Origin of the sequence: Alcanivorax profundi, from assembly GCF_003597125.1 — a bacterium.
Classification (GTDB): Bacteria; Pseudomonadota; Gammaproteobacteria; order Pseudomonadales; family Alcanivoracaceae; genus Alcanivorax; species Alcanivorax profundi.
This window is the reverse complement of record NZ_QYYA01000003.1, coordinates 64834-81064: the sequence shown is the minus strand read 5'-3', so window position 1 is coordinate 81064 and position 16231 is coordinate 64834. Positions and strand designations below refer to the sequence as shown.

Here is a 16231-nt window from a genome sequence, read left to right as displayed (position 1 = left end):
ACACAGCCGCTGCACGGACACTTACTGAAATGAACACCGCTGAAGCACGCAAGCAGCCGCATCTGACCATTGCGCGCAGTGAAACCCACGATACGCTCCGCAATTGTGTGCGTCGTTCGTTAAACGATTATTTCAACCAGCTGGATGGCGAGCCTGTGAGCGAGCTGTACCAGATGGTACTGGCGGAGATGGAAATCCCGCTGCTTGAGAAGGTGCTGGAATACACCCGTGGAAACCAGACCAAGGCAGCCGAGCTGCTGGGCCTGAACCGCGGCACCCTGCGCAAGAAACTCAAGCAGTATGGTCTGTTGTAAAACAGACCTGCTATATCAAGGGCAGTGACCACACTGCCCTTTTTTTGTTTCTGGCCCTCGTATTAATTAAGACTACGCAACTTGGTGAAATCCCATGAGCAAAGCCGTTGAACGTGCACTGATCAGTGTTTCCGACAAGACTGGTATCGTTGAATTTGCCCAAGCCCTGGCCGGCAAGGGCGTGGAGCTACTGTCCACAGGCGGTACCTACAAGAAACTGCAGGAGGCCGGCATCGCGGTGCGCGAAGTCTCCGACTACACCGGTTTCCCGGAAATGATGGATGGCCGGGTGAAAACCCTGCACCCGAAAGTGCACGGCGGCATTCTCGGCCGTCGCGGCCAGGACGATCAGGTGATGGCCGATAACGACATCAGCCGCATCGACCTGGTAGTCGTGAACCTGTACCCGTTCGAAGCCACCGTGGCCAACCCGGATTGCTCCCTGGAAGACGCCATCGAAAACATCGATATCGGCGGCCCGACCATGGTGCGCTCTGCCGCCAAGAACAATGCCCACGTGGGCATCGTTACCAATGCGTCTGACTACCAGCGCGTGCTGGACGACATGGACGCCAATGGCGGCGCCCTGTCCAACACCCTGCGTTTCGATCTGGCCATCAAGGCGTTCGAGCACACTGCCGCCTATGACAGCGCCATTGCCAACTACTTTGGCAAGATGGTGGGCGAGAACAATGAAGACTTCCCGCGCACCATCAACCTGAACTTCGAAAAAACCCAGAACATGCGTTACGGCGAGAACCCGCACCAGAAAGCGGCCTTCTACACCGAACGCAGCCCTGCCCCGGCATCCATCGCCACCGCCAAGCAGCTGCAGGGCAAGGAACTCAGCTACAACAACATCGCCGATACCGACGCGGCGCTGGAGTGCGTAAAAGCCTTTACCAAGCCCGCCTGTGTGATCGTCAAGCACGCCAACCCCTGTGGGGTAGCGGTAAGCCTGGACGGCATCGGCAAAGCCTACGATCTGGCCTTCGCAACCGACACGGAATCTGCCTTTGGTGGCATCATCGCCTTCAACCGCGAGTTGGACGCGGCTACCGCACAGGCCATCGTCGATCGCCAGTTCGTGGAAGTGATCATCGCCCCCAGCGCCACCGATGAGGCTCTCGCCATTACCGCCGCCAAGAAAAACGTGCGCGTACTGGTCTGCGGCGAAATCACCGGACCGACCGAAGGTGGGCTGGATTACAAGCGCGTTAACGGCGGCTTGCTGGTACAGGATCGCGACATCGGCATGATCACTGAAGGTGATCTGAAAGTGGTCACCAAGCGTGCCCCCACCGAAGCCGAGATGCACGACCTGATCTTCGCCTGGAAAGTGGCCAAATTCGTCAAATCCAACGCCATCGTCTACGCCAAAAACCGCCAGACCGTGGGCGTGGGTGCCGGCCAGATGAGCCGCGTCAACTCTGCCCGTATCGCCGCCATCAAGGCCGAACATGCGGGTCTGCAGGTGGAAGGTTCGGTCATGGCATCCGATGCATTCTTCCCGTTCCGCGACGGCATCGATAATGCCGCCAAGGTCGGCATCAGCTGCGTAATCCAGCCGGGCGGCTCGATCCGCGACGAAGAAGTCATCGCCGCCGCCGACGAAGCCGGCATGGCCATGGTCTTCACCGGCATGCGTCATTTCCGTCACTAACAGCATCTCTCTGAAGGAGCGGCTTGAACCGCGAAGCGGCTTGCAACAACAATTCGCAGCTCAAGCACCGCTCCTCCGGCGAACCTGAAAGGGGTGTAGACATGAAAGTTTTGATCATCGGCGGCGGTGGCCGCGAACATGCGCTGGCATGGAAAGTGGCCCAGGCCGAGTCGGTAGAAAAGGTATTCGTAGCCCCGGGCAACGCAGGCACCGCCCGCGAAGCCAAGCTGCAGAACGTGGCCATCGATGTGCTGGATCAGCAGGCCCTGCTGGCCTTCGCCAAGGACAACGGGGTTGACCTGACCATCGTTGGCCCGGAAGCGCCACTGGTAGAAGGCCTGGTGGATACGTTCCAGGACAACGGCCTGAAGTGCTTCGGCCCCAGCAAGGCCGCCGCCCAGCTGGAGGGCTCCAAGGCCTTCACCAAGGACTTCCTGGCACGCCAGAACATCCCCACTGCTGCCTACGGCAACTTCACCGACATGGAAGAAGCCCTGGCCTACGTCCGTGAACAGGGCGCGCCCATCGTGATCAAGGCCGACGGCCTGGCAGCAGGCAAAGGCGTGATCGTCGCCATGACCCTGCAGGAAGCCGAAGACGCGGTGCGCGACATGCTGGACGGCAACAAGTTCGGCGACGCCGGCCACCGCGTGGTAGTGGAAGAATTCCTCGAAGGCGAAGAAGCCAGCTTCATCGTCATGGTAGACGGCAAGAATGTGCTGCCCATGGCCACCAGCCAGGACCACAAGCGCGTCGGCAACGGCGACACCGGCCCCAACACTGGCGGCATGGGTGCCTATTCTCCGGCTCCGGTGGTCACCGATGCGGTCTACCAGCGCATCATGGATGAAGTCATTACCCCGACAGTAGAAGGCATGGCCGCCGAGGGCATGCCTTACACCGGTTTCCTGTATGCCGGCCTGATGATCAGCCCGGAAGGGGCCCCCAAGGTCATCGAATACAACTGCCGCTTTGGCGACCCGGAAACCCAGCCGATCATGATGCGTCTGCAATCCGATCTGGCCACCCTGTGCCTGGCCGCCCTGGACGGCAAGCTGGACCAGACCGACATCCAGTGGGACCCGCGCCCCACTCTGGGTGTAGTCATGGCCGCTGGCGGCTACCCGGACAGCTACGACAAGGGCGATGCCATCGAAGGCCTGGACCTGGCGGATTCGGACACCGTAAAAGTCTTCCACGCCGGCACCGCCGAGAAAGACGGCCAGGTCGTCACCAGTGGCGGTCGGGTGTTGTGCGTGACCGGCGTCGGTGACACGGTCAGCGATGCACAGGCCAACGCCTATGCAGGTGTGAAGCAGATCACATGGCGCAATGCCCAATACCGCACAGACATTGGTTACCGTGCAGTGGCCCGCGAAAAGGCATAAGCTAGCCCCATAAGTACGAATAACGGGGTAGGTCACAGGCGGGCAGCCCGCTCCCTGTGGCTGTGTTGGGCTTTCCGGCACCATTATTGGCATTTCTGTTCTGACGGAGACGGGTTAGCGCCCGTTTCCGCTTTGCGCATCCAGTACCCCGAACAATAAGCGATTGTATTGGGGGTACCATGAGCAGTGTCCTGGCCGACATGTCTCGCCTTGAGAATTTCATACCTTTCGACTGTCTGGGCGAATCCCATCTTCAGGAAATTCAGGGCCAGATCGACGTCATCACACTCGGCCCGGGCCGACTGTTGTTCAAACGGGGCCAAAAGACAGACAAGGCCTTCTTTCTGGTGGAAGGCGCACTGGATCTTACCGACGCAAGCTTTCAGGTACGTCACTTCACCGCCGATGATGACGAGAACTATCTGGCTCTGGATAACTATCCCGAGCACACCATCAACGCCATCAGCGCGGAAGCCACCACCCTCTACGCCATTGATCGCAACAAACTCGATTTGCTGATGACCTGGACCCAGGCCGCGGAATCTCTGCTGGATGAGGGCGATGACGAAAGTGAACGGGACTGGATGGACGCCCTGCTGTCCTCCGAACTGTTCGCTGCCGTGCCCCCGGCCATGTTGCACAGCCTGTTCATGAAGTTTGAAGAACGCGAAGTCCAGCTGGGCGAGACCATCCTCACCGAAGGGGACGATGGCGATACCTTTTTTGTGATCAAGCAAGGCAAAGCCATGGTCACGCGCAGCAAAGGCGCCAAACAGGAAACCCTGGCGGCCCTGTCTGCCGGGCGTTTCTTTGGTGAGGATGCCCTGATCAGTGACAGTCCGCGCAATGCCACCATCACCATGACCAGCGACGGCGTGGTCATGTGTCTTGGCAAGCAAGACTTCCAGGCGATCCTGCAGGACTCCGTGATTCGTCATCTCAGCGAAGATGAGCTGGATACCATGGTACTGGAAGCAGATACTGCCTGTGTGCTGGTGGATGTGCGGCTGCCCATGGAGTTTCGCCACGACCGCACACCTGGTGCGCGCAACATTCCGTTAAGTGAGTTGCGCCGCGAGGTACAGAATCTGGAGAAGGATTTCTTCTATGTGGTGTGTGGCGATAGTCGACGAAGTGAGCTGGGAGCCTATATCCTCTCCGAAGCGGGCTTGAACGCCTATGTGCTCGATCGGGGAAAATCAACGGATGCTGACAACGCTGACAACGTGGCCGAACAGGCTTAACGCTTTTTGCCTACTGCTGCTTTGCACCCTTTTACTGGTGCAAACAGCGGCGGCAGAACCTGCACCGCCACCACCTTTCGTTATTCATACCGAACCGGATAACAGCCGGATCACCATTTATTCCGAATTCCTCCACGACGAGAAAGGTGCGCTGACAATCGAGGATATCAGCGCACTCCCGGGCAGTGATTTCCAGCCGGCCACCCGCTTCATAGAACGCCTTGGCGTTCAGAGCGGTCACTGGTGGATCAGGGTCGCACTCAAAAATGAACTCGATCAACCCCAAGAATACACCCTTCATGTGTTAGGCAGCCCTCATGCCACCCTCTATCAGCCCGATCAAACGGGATACACCCTGGCCGAGACGGACCAACGCATACCGGGCAGGGGCGCGGGTATCCGCATCCTTCTGCCCACCGGCCAAACAGAACTTTTTTACTTGCGTCTACAGGCACAAGGCTACCTCACTTACGGGCTATCGCTGACAACACCAAACCAGTACCTCGCGGACCAGCAACTCAGCAATGCCGTTTACATGATACTGACCGGCGGGCTGCTGATACTGGTGATCTATAACCTCATCGCAGGCATGATGGGTGGCGGTATTACCTACTATTACCATGCGGCTTTCCTGTTGAGCATCATTGTCATCAGCCTGCTACTTGCCGATTTCTTGCCCCTGATAGTCCCGGATAGCGCGTTACTGCAACCCCGGTTGCTCTTCGTTCTGATGTTGGTTGCGCTGTGGGCCGCCGCCGGCGTGACAACAAAATTCATGCGGCTAAAACAGCACCACCCACGCCTGGCAACACTGGTTAGCGCACTGCAGACCCTCTCCCTGATCGCCGCTGTGAGCAACCTGTTCCTGCCGCTTGGCATTGCAGCCTACCTCAGCTTTGTTTTGGTAGCGCTGGCAGCCGTTACCCTGATCGTGCTGGGTTACACATCGTGGCATAGCGAAGCGCAGGGCGGAGGGATGTTTTTCATGACCGCCATGCTGGTGAGTTTACCAGCCTTACTGGTGTGTCTTGCATACCTTGGTATTCTTCAAACCAGCGCGGAATTACCCCAATGGCTGATGGGCACCGCCGCCATCGAAGCTATAACCCTCGGCATTGGCCTTCGCATTCGTCGCATCCACCAGAATCGGCTACAAACGCAAAGCGAACGATCCGAGGCCATTGCGGACACCGTAGACAGCACCCGTCGGGAAACACTCTCACGGATTGGTCACGATGTCCGCACGCCCTTGAGCGGTATTCTCGGCATGGCCGAGATCCTCGGCGACACCCCCCTTACCCCCAATCAACGCGAGTGTGTCAGCGCTATCCAGCATGCCGGTGACAGCCTGCTGAGAATCATCAACGACGTACTTGAACACTCCCAGCTATCTGCAGAAGGGGCCGATATCAACCGTGCCTCACTGGATATTCATGATCAGGTCATGGAGGCCATCGATCTGTTCAAGGAGCGGGCAGAAGAGAAACAGATCGAGTTGATCACCCACGTGCATACCAACGTTCCGGCCCGGGTACTGGGAGATGCGGGGCGTCTTCGTCAAATCCTGACCAACCTGATCGGCGCCCTGATTCGTCATGGCAGCCCCGGAGAACTGGTGGTGGATGTCTCCATGGAGCCTACCGGCCAGGCGGACCGGATCCGCTTCGGTTTTTCCGGTAGTGCCCTCAGTGACGATACCGTTCAGCGCTTGAAAGACAGCCAGCGACAGAGCGAAAGCAGCCACCTGAGCCTGGTAATCGCTGAACAACTGGTCGACGCGCTGGAAGGCCGCATGGGCACACTGCAGGATCATCGTGGCGCCCATTTCTGGTTTGTTCTACCGTTGCCGGCGGACAGTTCCGGTTTGCATCCGACGGTCAAAGTCGATCCTGCCAGACTGGAAGGCCGAAGCATTCTGGTCGTCGACGATTCCAGCACTGTGACCCGAGTGCTGCGCCATCATGCCCTCTCATGGGGAATGAAGGTCACAGCCTGCCACGACCCCCGTGAAGCGCTGGCCTCCTTGCGCACCCAGGCCAATATCAACGAACCCTATGACGTCGTGGTACTGGACCACCAGATGCCCGGCATGGACGGCATGCAGCTAGCGGCCCGCATCCATGAAGATCCTCTGATCATCCACCCTACCGTGCTGGTCATGCTGACCGGGGTAAACCAGGCCCCGTCTGCGACTCAGGCACGCAATGTGGGCATCCACCGGGTATTGTCAAAGCCGGTCTCCGCCCCCCGGCTTCGTCAGGTACTAGCGGAGGAACTCGGCAATGAACGTCCGGCCTCCCACGAGCAAACCGAGCATCAACCTGACCCTGGATTACGCATCCTGGTCGCCGAAGACCATTATCTGAGCCAGAAGGTTATCCGGGGAATGCTGGGCAAACTGGGGCTCAAGGCCGACATTGCATCCAATGGACGGGAAGCTCTGGAGAAAGCCCGTGACACCCGATATGACCTGGTCTTGATGGACTGTGAAATGCCGGAGATGGACGGCTTTGAAGCCACCCGAAAAATCCGGGAGTGGGAACAGGGGAGCGGCCTGCCCGCTACGCCGATTGTGGCGCTCACAGCCCATATCCTGAAAGAGCACCGTGATCGCAGTTTTGCCGCAGGCATGAATGCCCACTTACCCAAACCGGTGGAGTTGAACACCCTGCGAGAAACCGTAGTTCGGTACACCCAGCCGGGAGAAGACACAGCCGATAGCTGAATCAGCCAGCACTCACCGCCCGGCTCTGGCACCAATGCCGCAGCCTCGCCAAGGGCTCTGCCATGGTGACCGACAAGGGAACCGTGGCGGCCAGCTCGGCTTCCAGCATGGTCTGATCCAGTACCGTTCCCGCTGCACTGGCGCTGTACAATCCCGCCACCACCGCCTGTTCGATTTCAGCACCGGTAAAGCCGTCACTGTGTTCGGCCAGGGTCGGAAGATCAAAACGCTCTGCATCCTGATGCCGCTTTTGCAAATGAATCCGAAAGATAACCTCGCGGACAGACGGCGACGGAAGATCCACAAAGAAAATTTCATCCAGGCGCCCTTTGCGAATCAGCTCCGGCGGTAAACGCTCGATGTCGTTGGCCGTGGCCACCATAAACACCTTGCTGGTGTTCTCGGCCATCCAGGTCAGCAAGGTACCCAGCACCCGGCGCGACGTCCCGCCATCGTTGTCCCCTACCGAAATGCCTTTTTCGATTTCATCGATCCATAACACACAGGGCGACATGGTTTCTGCCATGGCCAAGGCTTCACGGACATTGCGCTCGGATTCTCCGAAAAATTTGTTGTAGATCGCCCCCATATCGAGCCGCAACAACGGCAGCCCCCACAGGCCTGCCACCGACTTGGCAGCAAGGCTCTTGCCGCCGCCCTGTACCCCCACCAGCATCACGCCACGGGGGCTGTCGATGCCTGCATCCCCGTGGAAAGCCTTCTCTCGCTTGCCAAGCCACTGCTTCAGGCCGTCCAGGCCGCCAACATGGGCAAAACTTTCGGTGTCGTACTCGTAGCTGAGCACGCCATCCATCTCCATCAGGGCAAACTTGGCCTTGTTGACCTCAGGCAGATCGTCTTCGGTGATGGCGCCATCCTGGATGATGGCGCCCCGGGCCAGCTTGCGGGCATCGTCTGCGCTCATGCCGCGCAGGTTACGCACCAACCGGTCCAGTGATTCCCGGTTGGCGCGAACCCGCTCGCCCTTTTCCTTTTTAAATCGACGGGCTTCGTCCTGGACAATATGCTCCAGCTGTTTCTCATCCGGCATGGACAGGCTGAAGCGGGTGCAGTATCGGCGCACTTCAGCGGGAATCGTGAACTGGTGACTGATCAGCACCAGCGTATGCTGTAACCGCTCGTGGTGGAGCGCGATTTCCTTGATCAGCCGGACATTCTTCGGCTCGCCGTCCAGGAACGGATGGATATCACACAGGGCATAAATCCCGGGCTGGCTGGTACCACGAATCTGGCCAAGCATGGCATCCGGCTCAATGGTGTGCTTCTGGCTGGGCACATCATCAAACTCCAGCCTGCGCAGGCCATCCACCGCATTCCAGGCAAACACCGGGCGCCCTTCTTTCATTCCCAGACGCCGGATCAAATCCAGCGCCCGTAATTCCTCCCAGGTTTCGATCACCACAATCGGGTAACGGGAATCCAGCAGCATGCGCAGGTCGTTCAGATCACTCATTGTTATCATTCTTCACAGGGCGAGGATGCCGGTATGCTAACATGATCATCTTTCAAAACACCGCTGTGGACAGCCCATGACAGAACGCCGCCTTTCTCCTCTGGACCGATTGCTGGCCAGAGCAGACAACGCCCTGCGCACGCTGACGCCAGGCACCATACAAGCTGAACGTGCGCCGACTGCCGCACCGGACAGCCCCGGCGGCACTGCCCAGCCCGGCAGCCTGCCGAGCGATCAGCGTCGCCACGTGATGGGTTTGATGCGCATCAACCATACCGGTGAAGTATGTGCCCAGGCGCTGTACCAGGGCCAGGCCAGCACCGCCAGCCTGCCGCATATTCGTCACGCCATGGAGGAAGCCGCCAAAGAAGAAGAAGACCATCTGGCCTGGTGTGAAGAGCGCATTCGCGAACTGGGCGGTGCACCGAGCAAACTGAACCCGCTGTTCTATGCCATGAGCTATGCCATGGGTGCCACCGCCGGCCTGATCGGTGATCGCTGGAGTCTGGGGTTTGTCTCGGAAACTGAAAACCAGGTGGTGAAGCACCTGGAGTCCCACCTTTATCAGGTGCCGGAAAGCGACCTGCGCACCCGAGCCATTCTTGAGCAAATGCGTACCGACGAGCTCAAGCATGCCGTCACCGCCAAAGACGCCGGCGGCGCCGACCTGCCGCCGCCCATCCGCCACGCCATGACATTGATGAGCAAGGTGATGACGTTTTCGACTTATCGGATCTGATGAGTTAACAGTGAATAGTGAACAGTTAACAGCGTCGCGCCAAACGTCATCAGGTACTGAGAACAAAGAGGCCGCACCCAGGTTATGGGCGCGGCCTCTTTACTTCCAGCTGGCCGCTGCGCTGATCGCGCAGCTATTCACTGTTAACTGTTAACTATTCACTGCTCTTCAACCAAGATTCCTGCTGTAAAAAATCTCCAGCATCTCGGTCTTGAGACGTTCTTCAATCGAATCGAGTTCTTCCTGGTCAAACTCGTCGCTACCGGCACCAAACAGATAGTTGTCGATATCGAAGTCTTTCAGCAGCATCTTGGTATGGAAGATGTTCTCCTGATACACATTCACGTCGATCATCTGATAGGCGTTCTGGGTATCTTCCGTGAGGAAGTTCTGGATGGAATTGATGTCATGATCAATGTAGTGCTTGGTGCCATCCAGATCGCGGGTCATACCACGCACGCGGTAGTCCACGGTCACGATATCGGAATCGAAACTGTGGATCAGGTAATTCAGGGCACGCAGTGGTGAAATCACCCCACAGGTCGATACATCCACATCCACACGGAACGTGGAAATACCGTTATCCGGATGGGATTCCGGGTAGGTGTGAACCGTCACGTGGCTCTTGTCCAGATGCGCTACCACCGTGTCCGGCAGCGGACCCGGGGCTTCCTCGTCCCAGTCAGTCCCATCTGGAGGGGTCTCATGCTCGGCAATCAGCATGGTCACGCTGGCACCCTGCGGATCGTAATCCTGACGGGCCACGTTCAGAATATTGGCGCCAATAATCTTGGTCACATTGGTGAGAATCTCGGTGAGACGCTCGGCGTTATACAGCTCATCAATATATTCGATGTACTCCTGACGATGCTGCTCAGTCTTTGCATACGCAATATCGAAGATATTGAAGCTCAAGGATTTGGTCAGGTTGTTGAAACCATGAACCGTAATCTTGGGATTGGGATCTTTCACCACAGCCGTACCCCATGGGCGCTTACCGCCACACTAGAACAAAACACACCACCGCATTGATGCGGCTACCTGTCTGCGAGGCGACACAACGCCCCACCTCTCACCCCGGCATGACACCGGAATTCCCAGCCTGACCGGAGTCAGGCCTCAATGCTATAGCTATGGGTGATCTCGACACCACCCCGGGTCAGCATGATGCTGGCCGAGCAATACTTCTCGGCGGACAACTCCACTGCCCGTTTTACATGGGCTTCTTTCAGGTTATTGCCGCTAACGATGAAATGCAGATGAATCTTGCTGAATACCGCAGGGACATCATCGACACGCTCGGCGGTCAGTTCGCAACGGCAGTCGGTCACATCCTGACGAGACTTCTTGAGGATATGCACCACATCAAAGGAAGAACAGCCCCCGACACCCAACAGCAGCGTCTCCATGGGACGTGGGCCACGGTTCTGGCCGCCATGATCAGGCGGGCCGTCCATCAGTACCTGATGGCCGCTTTCGGTCTGACCCTCGTAGCAGGCCTCGCCCTGCCATTGAACCACTGCTTTCATGGCTTTCTCCTGGTGCATTTTGCCTCCGGATGAGCGTCTCTTTTTGCCACCCGGAAAGGGGGCGCAGAGTACCATAGCCGGTGGCCTGCGCCACCCCTTTTCGGGCTCCTGCCGACAATCTGCCCCCTCCCCCCGCCGCCCCCYCCTGTCATCGGCCTGCAGAGACCGCCTACGCCGGGATAATCGGTAGTGAGAGCCAGTTCCCTTGGCAGGCCTGATAAAAACAGGCAATATCCATAGTCTTATTAGCTAAGACATTTTTCTGGCTTAAGACTGAGCGCCCATGACTGACGGCAATAAAATTATTCCAAATCTGGACCATTTCCTGGCCAACTGCCATCGACGCAAGTACCCAGCGAAAAGCACCATCATTTATGCGGGGGATGAATCGGATGCCCTTTATTACATCCTGAAGGGCTCCGTGACCGTGATGATCGAAGATGATGACGGTCGCGAGATGATTATGGCCTACCTGAATGAAGGAGACTTCTTCGGTGAAATGGGCTTGTTTGAAAACGATCCTTCCCGCTCTGCGTGGGTAAAGGCCAAGACCGAGTGTGAAGTAGCGGAAGTCAGCTACTCCAAGTTCAAGCAATTGGCCCGCGAAGACGCTGACATCCTGTTCGCCGTCTCCGCCCAGATTGCCGGTCGCCTCCGTGCCACCACCCGCAAAGTGGGCGATCTGGCGTTCCTGGACGTCACCGGTCGCGTGGCTGGCACACTGCTGGACCTGTGCAAGCAACCTGACGCCATGACCCACCCGGATGGCATGCAGATCAAAGTCACCCGCCAGGAAATCGGCCGCATCGTCGGCTGTTCCCGCGAAATGGTCGGCCGGGTTCTCAAGAACCTGGAGGAGCAGGGGCTGGTGTCGGTTAAGGGTAAGACGATGGTGGTTTACGGGACGCGCTGAAAGGCAGTTAACAATTAACCGTGAATAGTGAACAGCGTCGCGGATTGGCACCATCCTGATCTGAAAGCATAGAGGCCGCACCCAAAGTTTGGACGCGGCCTCGAACCTTTACGCTAACACCCTCGCACCCCGCGACGCGGTTCACTATTCACTGTTAACTGTTAACTGAAAAACAGCGCCTTCAACGCCTTCCCCGGATCCTCTTCGCGCATAAAGGCTTCGCCTACCAGGAAAGAGTGGATGCTGTTGCTGCGCATCAGCTTCACATCATCGGCGGTGTGGATACCACTTTCGGTGATGATCAACCGGTCTGCCGGGGCTTGCTCGGCCAGGGCCAGGGTGGTGCTGAGGCTGGTCTCGAAGGTGTGCAGGTTGCGGTTATTGATGCCGATCAGCTCGGCATTCAGCGCCACGGCCCGCTCCAGCTCTTGCTGGGTATGCACTTCCACCAACACATCGCAGCCGGCGCGCTGGGCAGCGTGATAAAGCTCGTTCAGCTGGTCATCGGACAGCGCTGCCACGATAAGCAATACCGCATCGGCCCCCATGGCGCGGGATTCGAAAATCTGCCATGGGTCGATCATGAAATCCTTGCGAATCACCGGCAGGCTTACCGCATTGCGGGCGGCACGCAGATAGTCTTCATGGCCCTGAAAAAAATCCTGGTCGGTGAGCACCGACAGGCACGCTGCCCCATTGGCTTCGTAACTGCGGGCAATCGCCACCGGGTCGAAATCATCCCGGATCACCCCTTTGCTGGGGGACGCTTTCTTGATTTCGGCAATCACCGCAGGCTGCTTGTCGCGAATACGCTGGAACAGGGCCTTGGCAAAACCACGGGCCTTGCCCTGGTTCTCCGCCATGGATTGCAGGTCGCCAAGCGAGTAGTTGTTCTTGCCCACCGCGATTTCTTCCTGCTTGCGGGCAATAATCTTGTCGAGAATGGTGCCTGTGCTCATAACCGTTCTCCTTGTCAGTCCGCTGCAGTGAGGGCTGTGCTGAACTGGGCCAGCTCGCGCATGCGCTCCGCTGCCTCTCCATTGTGTATCAGGTCTTCCGCCATGCGTACCCCCTCTTTGTGAGAGCGGGTAACACCGCTGACATAAATAGCCGCCCCGGCATTGAGAGCGATCATGTCGGCTGCCTTGCGGGCCGCCTCGTTACTGCGCTTGCCGAACGCATCGCGAATCAGCGCCAACGACGCCGCGGAATCAGTTACATCGAGCCCTACCAGCGAATCCGACTCCAGCCCCAGCTCTTCCGGGGTGATCGTGTATTCGCTGACTTCACCGTTCTTGAACTCGGCCACATGGGTGCGGGTCGCCAGGCTGATCTCGTCCAGACCATCCTTGCTGTGCACCACCATCACATGCTCTGCCCCCAGACGTCCCATGACTTCCGCCATCGGCCGACACAACTTCTCACTGAACACCCCCAGCACCAGGCGCTGAACCCCGGCAGGGTTAGTCATGGGCCCAAGGATGTTGAACAGGGTGCGCATACCCAGTTCCTTGCGCGGCCCCACCGCGTATTTCATGGCCTTGTGATGATTCGGGGCAAACATGAAGCCCACCCCCACGTTATCCACGCAGCTGCCGATCTGTTCCGGGCTCAGGTCCAGCACAATGCCGGCGGTTTCCAGCAGATCGGCAGAACCGCTTTTGGAGCTCACCGACCGGCCACCGTGCTTGGCCACCCGGGCCCCGGCAGCGGCCGCCACAAAGGCGCTGGCAGACGACACATTAAAGAGGTTGGCACCGTCCCCCCCGGTGCCCACGATATCCACCAGATACTGGCGGTTTTGCACCGGAACCGCAGTGACCAGCTCGCGCATGACCTGCACACCGCCGGTGATTTCATCCAGCGATTCACTCTTCATGCGCAGCGCCACCATGAAAGCACCAATCTGTGCATCGGTGGCGCCGCCGGTCATGATCTGGCGCATGACCTCTTGCATCTCGTCCACGCTGAGATCGATCTGCTCGACCACCTTGGCCAGCGCCTGCTGGATATTCATGCGGCGTCCCCTTGTTGTGCGGTTTTCAGAAAGTTCTCGAGCAGGGCATGGCCGTGCTCACTCAGAATGGACTCGGGGTGATACTGCACCCCCTCAATGGGCAGGGTCTTGTGCCGCATACCCATGATCTCGTCCATGCTGCCGTCAGCGTTCTGGGTCCAGGCGGTAATCTCCAGACAATCCGGCAGGCTGTCTTTTTCCACCACCAGGGAATGGTACCGGGTGGCGATATAGGGTGACGGCAGATCCCGGAAGATGCCCACACCGCTGTGGTGGATCGGCGAGGTCTTGCCGTGCATCACCTGGCGGGCCCGCACCACCTTGCCACCAAAGGCCTGGCCAATACTCTGGTGCCCCAGACACACCCCCAGAATTGGCAGCTTGCCGGCAAAGTGCTTGATGGCGGCGATGGAGACGCCGGCTTCGTTGGGCGTACAAGGCCCGGGAGACACCATCAGGCGGTCCGGGTTGAGCGCTTCGATGTCCTCGATGGTGATCTGGTCATTGCGGTGTACCAGCACCTCGGCCCCCAGCTCCTGCAGGTACTGCACCAGGTTGTAGGTAAAACTGTCGTAATTATCGATCATCAAGACACGCATTACCGCTGCCCTCCGTCTGCCAGGTTGAGACCACCCAATGCCAGATTCACCGCCCGGAATACCGCCCGGGCCTTGTTCATGGTCTCGTCCCATTCGGACTGGGGCACCGAGTCCGCTACGATGCCGGCACCGGCCTGCACGTAGAGACGCTCGTCCTTCACCACCGCCGTGCGGATGGCGATAGCCGTGTCCATATCACCATTAAACCCGATGTAACCGACCGCCCCGCCGTAGACCCCCCGCTTGGTGGGTTCCAGCTCGTCGATGATTTCCATGGCGCGGATCTTGGGGGCACCACTCAGGGTACCCGCCGGGAACGTGGCACTGAGCACGTCCAGCGGCCCCTGGCCGTCTTTCAATTCCCCTTCCACATTGGAGACGATATGCATCACATGGGAATAGCGTTCCACCACCATCTTGTCTGTCAGGCTCACCTTGCCGGGTTTGGCCACACGGCCCACATCGTTGCGGCCCAGATCAATCAGCATCAGGTGCTCGGCGATTTCCTTGGGATCCGCCAGCAGGTCCGCTTCCAGCGCCTTGTCTTCTTCCACCGTGGCACCGCGCTTGCGCGTCCCGGCAATGGGGCGCACCGTCACTGCGCCCTGCTCGGCCCGCGCCAGGATCTCCGGTGACGAACCGGCGATATGAAAATCGTCCAGGTCCAGATAGAACATGTACGGCGACGGGTTCAGATAACGCAGGGCCCGGTACAGGTCCAGCGCGGGGGCCTTGAACGGACAGCTCATCCGTTGGGCCGGCACCACCTGCATCACGTCCCCGGCCAGAATATAGTCGCGAACTTTCTCGACCCCGGCCTTGAACTCGGCTTCGGGGAATTCGCTCTGGAAATCGCTCTCGTCCACCGGGTCGCCGTACACCACATGCTCCGGCTCCGGCAGTGGCGCCCGCAGCTGCTGCTCCAGTGCCTCAAGGCGGGCCTCTGCCTGTTCAGCGGCACCTGCTGCCGTCGGATCCACATGGACAATCAGGTACAGGGCCCCGCGCAGGTTGTCGAACACCACCACTTCTTCAGAGCGCATCAGCAGGATATCGGGCACACCCAGCACATCCTTGCCCGGCGCCGGGCCCAACTTCGGTTCAAAGTAGCGGACGCTGTCGTAACCAAAATACCCCACCAGCCCGCCATTAAAGCGGGGCAAACCGGGAATTTCCGGAGCCTGATAGTGCTGACGATACTGTTCGATCCAGGCAATCGGATCTTCCACTTGCTGTTCGCGGGTGCCGTCGTCATTGCTCACCGACACGGTCTTGCCGGTAATGCGGATGACCTCGGTGGCAGGCAGCCCGAGGATGGAATACTGCCCCCAGCGCTCGCCACCCTGGACAGATTCAAACAGGTAGCTGTAGGGCCCCTGAGCCAGTTTGCGGTAGGCGGTCAACGGGGTATCCAGGTCCGCCAGCACCTCGCGTACAACGGGCACGCGGGTAAAGCCCTGTTGGGCGTAACGATCCAGTTCTTGTGGTGACATGGTTTTTCCTTATCCGACCCTTTTCAGGCAGGCCGATGTCGAGAAAGCCGATTGTAGAGAAAAAAGAAGCAAAAAGGGCGTGTCAGCGCATTACGGCAGACACAGGGGGAGCGTCACCATCGCCAGCTGGCGG

Annotated in this window: 14 protein-coding genes; 7 read left to right on the top strand and 7 right to left on the bottom strand. The window is 58.6% G+C overall.

All coding sequences use genetic code 11. From position 1 onward, the window contains the following. The first annotated feature begins 29 nt into the window (after window positions 1–29). From fis to D4A39_RS10310, 5 genes are all read left to right on the top strand, one after another. Window positions 30–314, top strand: coding sequence for a DNA-binding transcriptional regulator Fis (gene fis, locus D4A39_RS10330; RefSeq protein ID WP_022984641.1), 285 nt, complete (start codon window positions 30–32; stop codon window positions 312–314). 94 nt (window positions 315–408) lie between these two features. Then, window positions 409–1977, top strand: a complete 1569-nt coding sequence (gene purH, locus D4A39_RS10325; RefSeq protein ID WP_119918062.1) for a bifunctional phosphoribosylaminoimidazolecarboxamide formyltransferase/IMP cyclohydrolase — start codon at window positions 409–411, stop codon at window positions 1975–1977. 101 nt (window positions 1978–2078) lie between these two features. Beyond that, window positions 2079–3365 carry a phosphoribosylamine--glycine ligase gene (gene purD / locus D4A39_RS10320; protein ID WP_119918240.1) on the top strand — a complete coding sequence of 429 codons (1287 nt, stop codon included), beginning with the start codon at window positions 2079–2081 and terminating at the stop codon, window positions 3363–3365. A 179-nt stretch (window positions 3366–3544) separates the two neighbouring features. After that, window positions 3545–4609 (top strand): cyclic nucleotide-binding domain-containing protein, encoded by a 1065-nt coding sequence (locus D4A39_RS10315; protein ID WP_233552464.1) that lies wholly within the window; start codon window positions 3545–3547, stop codon window positions 4607–4609. Continuing rightward, window positions 4572–7334: a hybrid sensor histidine kinase/response regulator gene (locus D4A39_RS10310; protein ID WP_119918061.1), complete on the top strand. Its 2763-nt coding sequence runs from the start codon at window positions 4572–4574 to the stop codon at window positions 7332–7334. The genes D4A39_RS10315 and D4A39_RS10310 overlap by 38 nt, the downstream gene beginning before the upstream one ends. Window position 7335: 1 nt before the next feature. On the opposite strand, the gene D4A39_RS10305 is transcribed toward D4A39_RS10310, so the two are convergent. Continuing rightward, window positions 7336–8808: a Ycf46 family AAA ATPase gene (locus D4A39_RS10305; RefSeq protein ID WP_022984635.1), complete on the bottom strand. Its 1473-nt coding sequence runs from the start codon at window positions 8806–8808 to the stop codon at window positions 7336–7338. Window positions 8809–8884: 76 nt separating this feature from the next. Between D4A39_RS10305 and coq7 the strand changes: the two genes are divergently transcribed. Then, window positions 8885–9547 (top strand): 2-polyprenyl-3-methyl-6-methoxy-1,4-benzoquinone monooxygenase, encoded by a 663-nt coding sequence (gene coq7, locus D4A39_RS10300; RefSeq protein WP_022984634.1) that lies wholly within the window; start codon window positions 8885–8887, stop codon window positions 9545–9547. A 168-nt stretch (window positions 9548–9715) separates the two neighbouring features. On the opposite strand, the gene speD is transcribed toward coq7, so the two are convergent. Together speD and D4A39_RS10290 are read right to left on the bottom strand one after the other, a co-directional pair. Next, entirely contained in the window at window positions 9716–10522 is an 807-nt protein-coding gene (speD, locus tag D4A39_RS10295; protein ID WP_022984633.1) for an adenosylmethionine decarboxylase, read from the bottom strand. 137 nt (window positions 10523–10659) lie between these two features. Continuing rightward, window positions 10660–11076 carry an OsmC family protein gene (locus D4A39_RS10290; protein WP_031226124.1) on the bottom strand — a complete coding sequence of 139 codons (417 nt, stop codon included), beginning with the start codon at window positions 11074–11076 and terminating at the stop codon, window positions 10660–10662. 283 nt (window positions 11077–11359) lie between these two features. On the opposite strand from D4A39_RS10290, the gene crp reads away from it, so the two are divergent. Then, on the top strand, window positions 11360–11989 hold the full coding sequence (crp, locus tag D4A39_RS10285) for a cAMP-activated global transcriptional regulator CRP (protein ID WP_022984631.1): 630 nt from the start codon (window positions 11360–11362) through the stop codon (window positions 11987–11989). A 161-nt stretch (window positions 11990–12150) separates the two neighbouring features. Here the strand turns inward: crp and trpC are convergent, their stop codons facing one another. From trpC to trpE, 4 genes are read right to left on the bottom strand one after another with little or no spacing between them, the layout of a single operon-like run. Next, a complete protein-coding gene (gene trpC / locus D4A39_RS10280) occupies window positions 12151–12948 on the bottom strand; it encodes an indole-3-glycerol phosphate synthase TrpC (protein WP_022984630.1) in 798 nt (265 codons plus the stop codon). A gap of 14 nt (window positions 12949–12962) precedes the next feature. After that, window positions 12963–14006 (bottom strand): anthranilate phosphoribosyltransferase, encoded by a 1044-nt coding sequence (trpD, locus tag D4A39_RS10275; protein WP_119918060.1) that lies wholly within the window; start codon window positions 14004–14006, stop codon window positions 12963–12965. Then, on the bottom strand, window positions 14003–14605 hold the full coding sequence (locus tag D4A39_RS10270; protein ID WP_199699453.1) for an anthranilate synthase component II: 603 nt from the start codon (window positions 14603–14605) through the stop codon (window positions 14003–14005). The genes trpD and D4A39_RS10270 overlap by 4 nt, the downstream gene beginning before the upstream one ends. Further along, window positions 14605–16098, bottom strand: a complete 1494-nt coding sequence (gene trpE / locus D4A39_RS10265) for an anthranilate synthase component I (protein WP_022984627.1) — start codon at window positions 16096–16098, stop codon at window positions 14605–14607. Before trpE ends, D4A39_RS10270 begins: the two co-directional genes overlap by 1 nt. Between the last annotated feature and the right edge of the window lie 133 nt (window positions 16099–16231).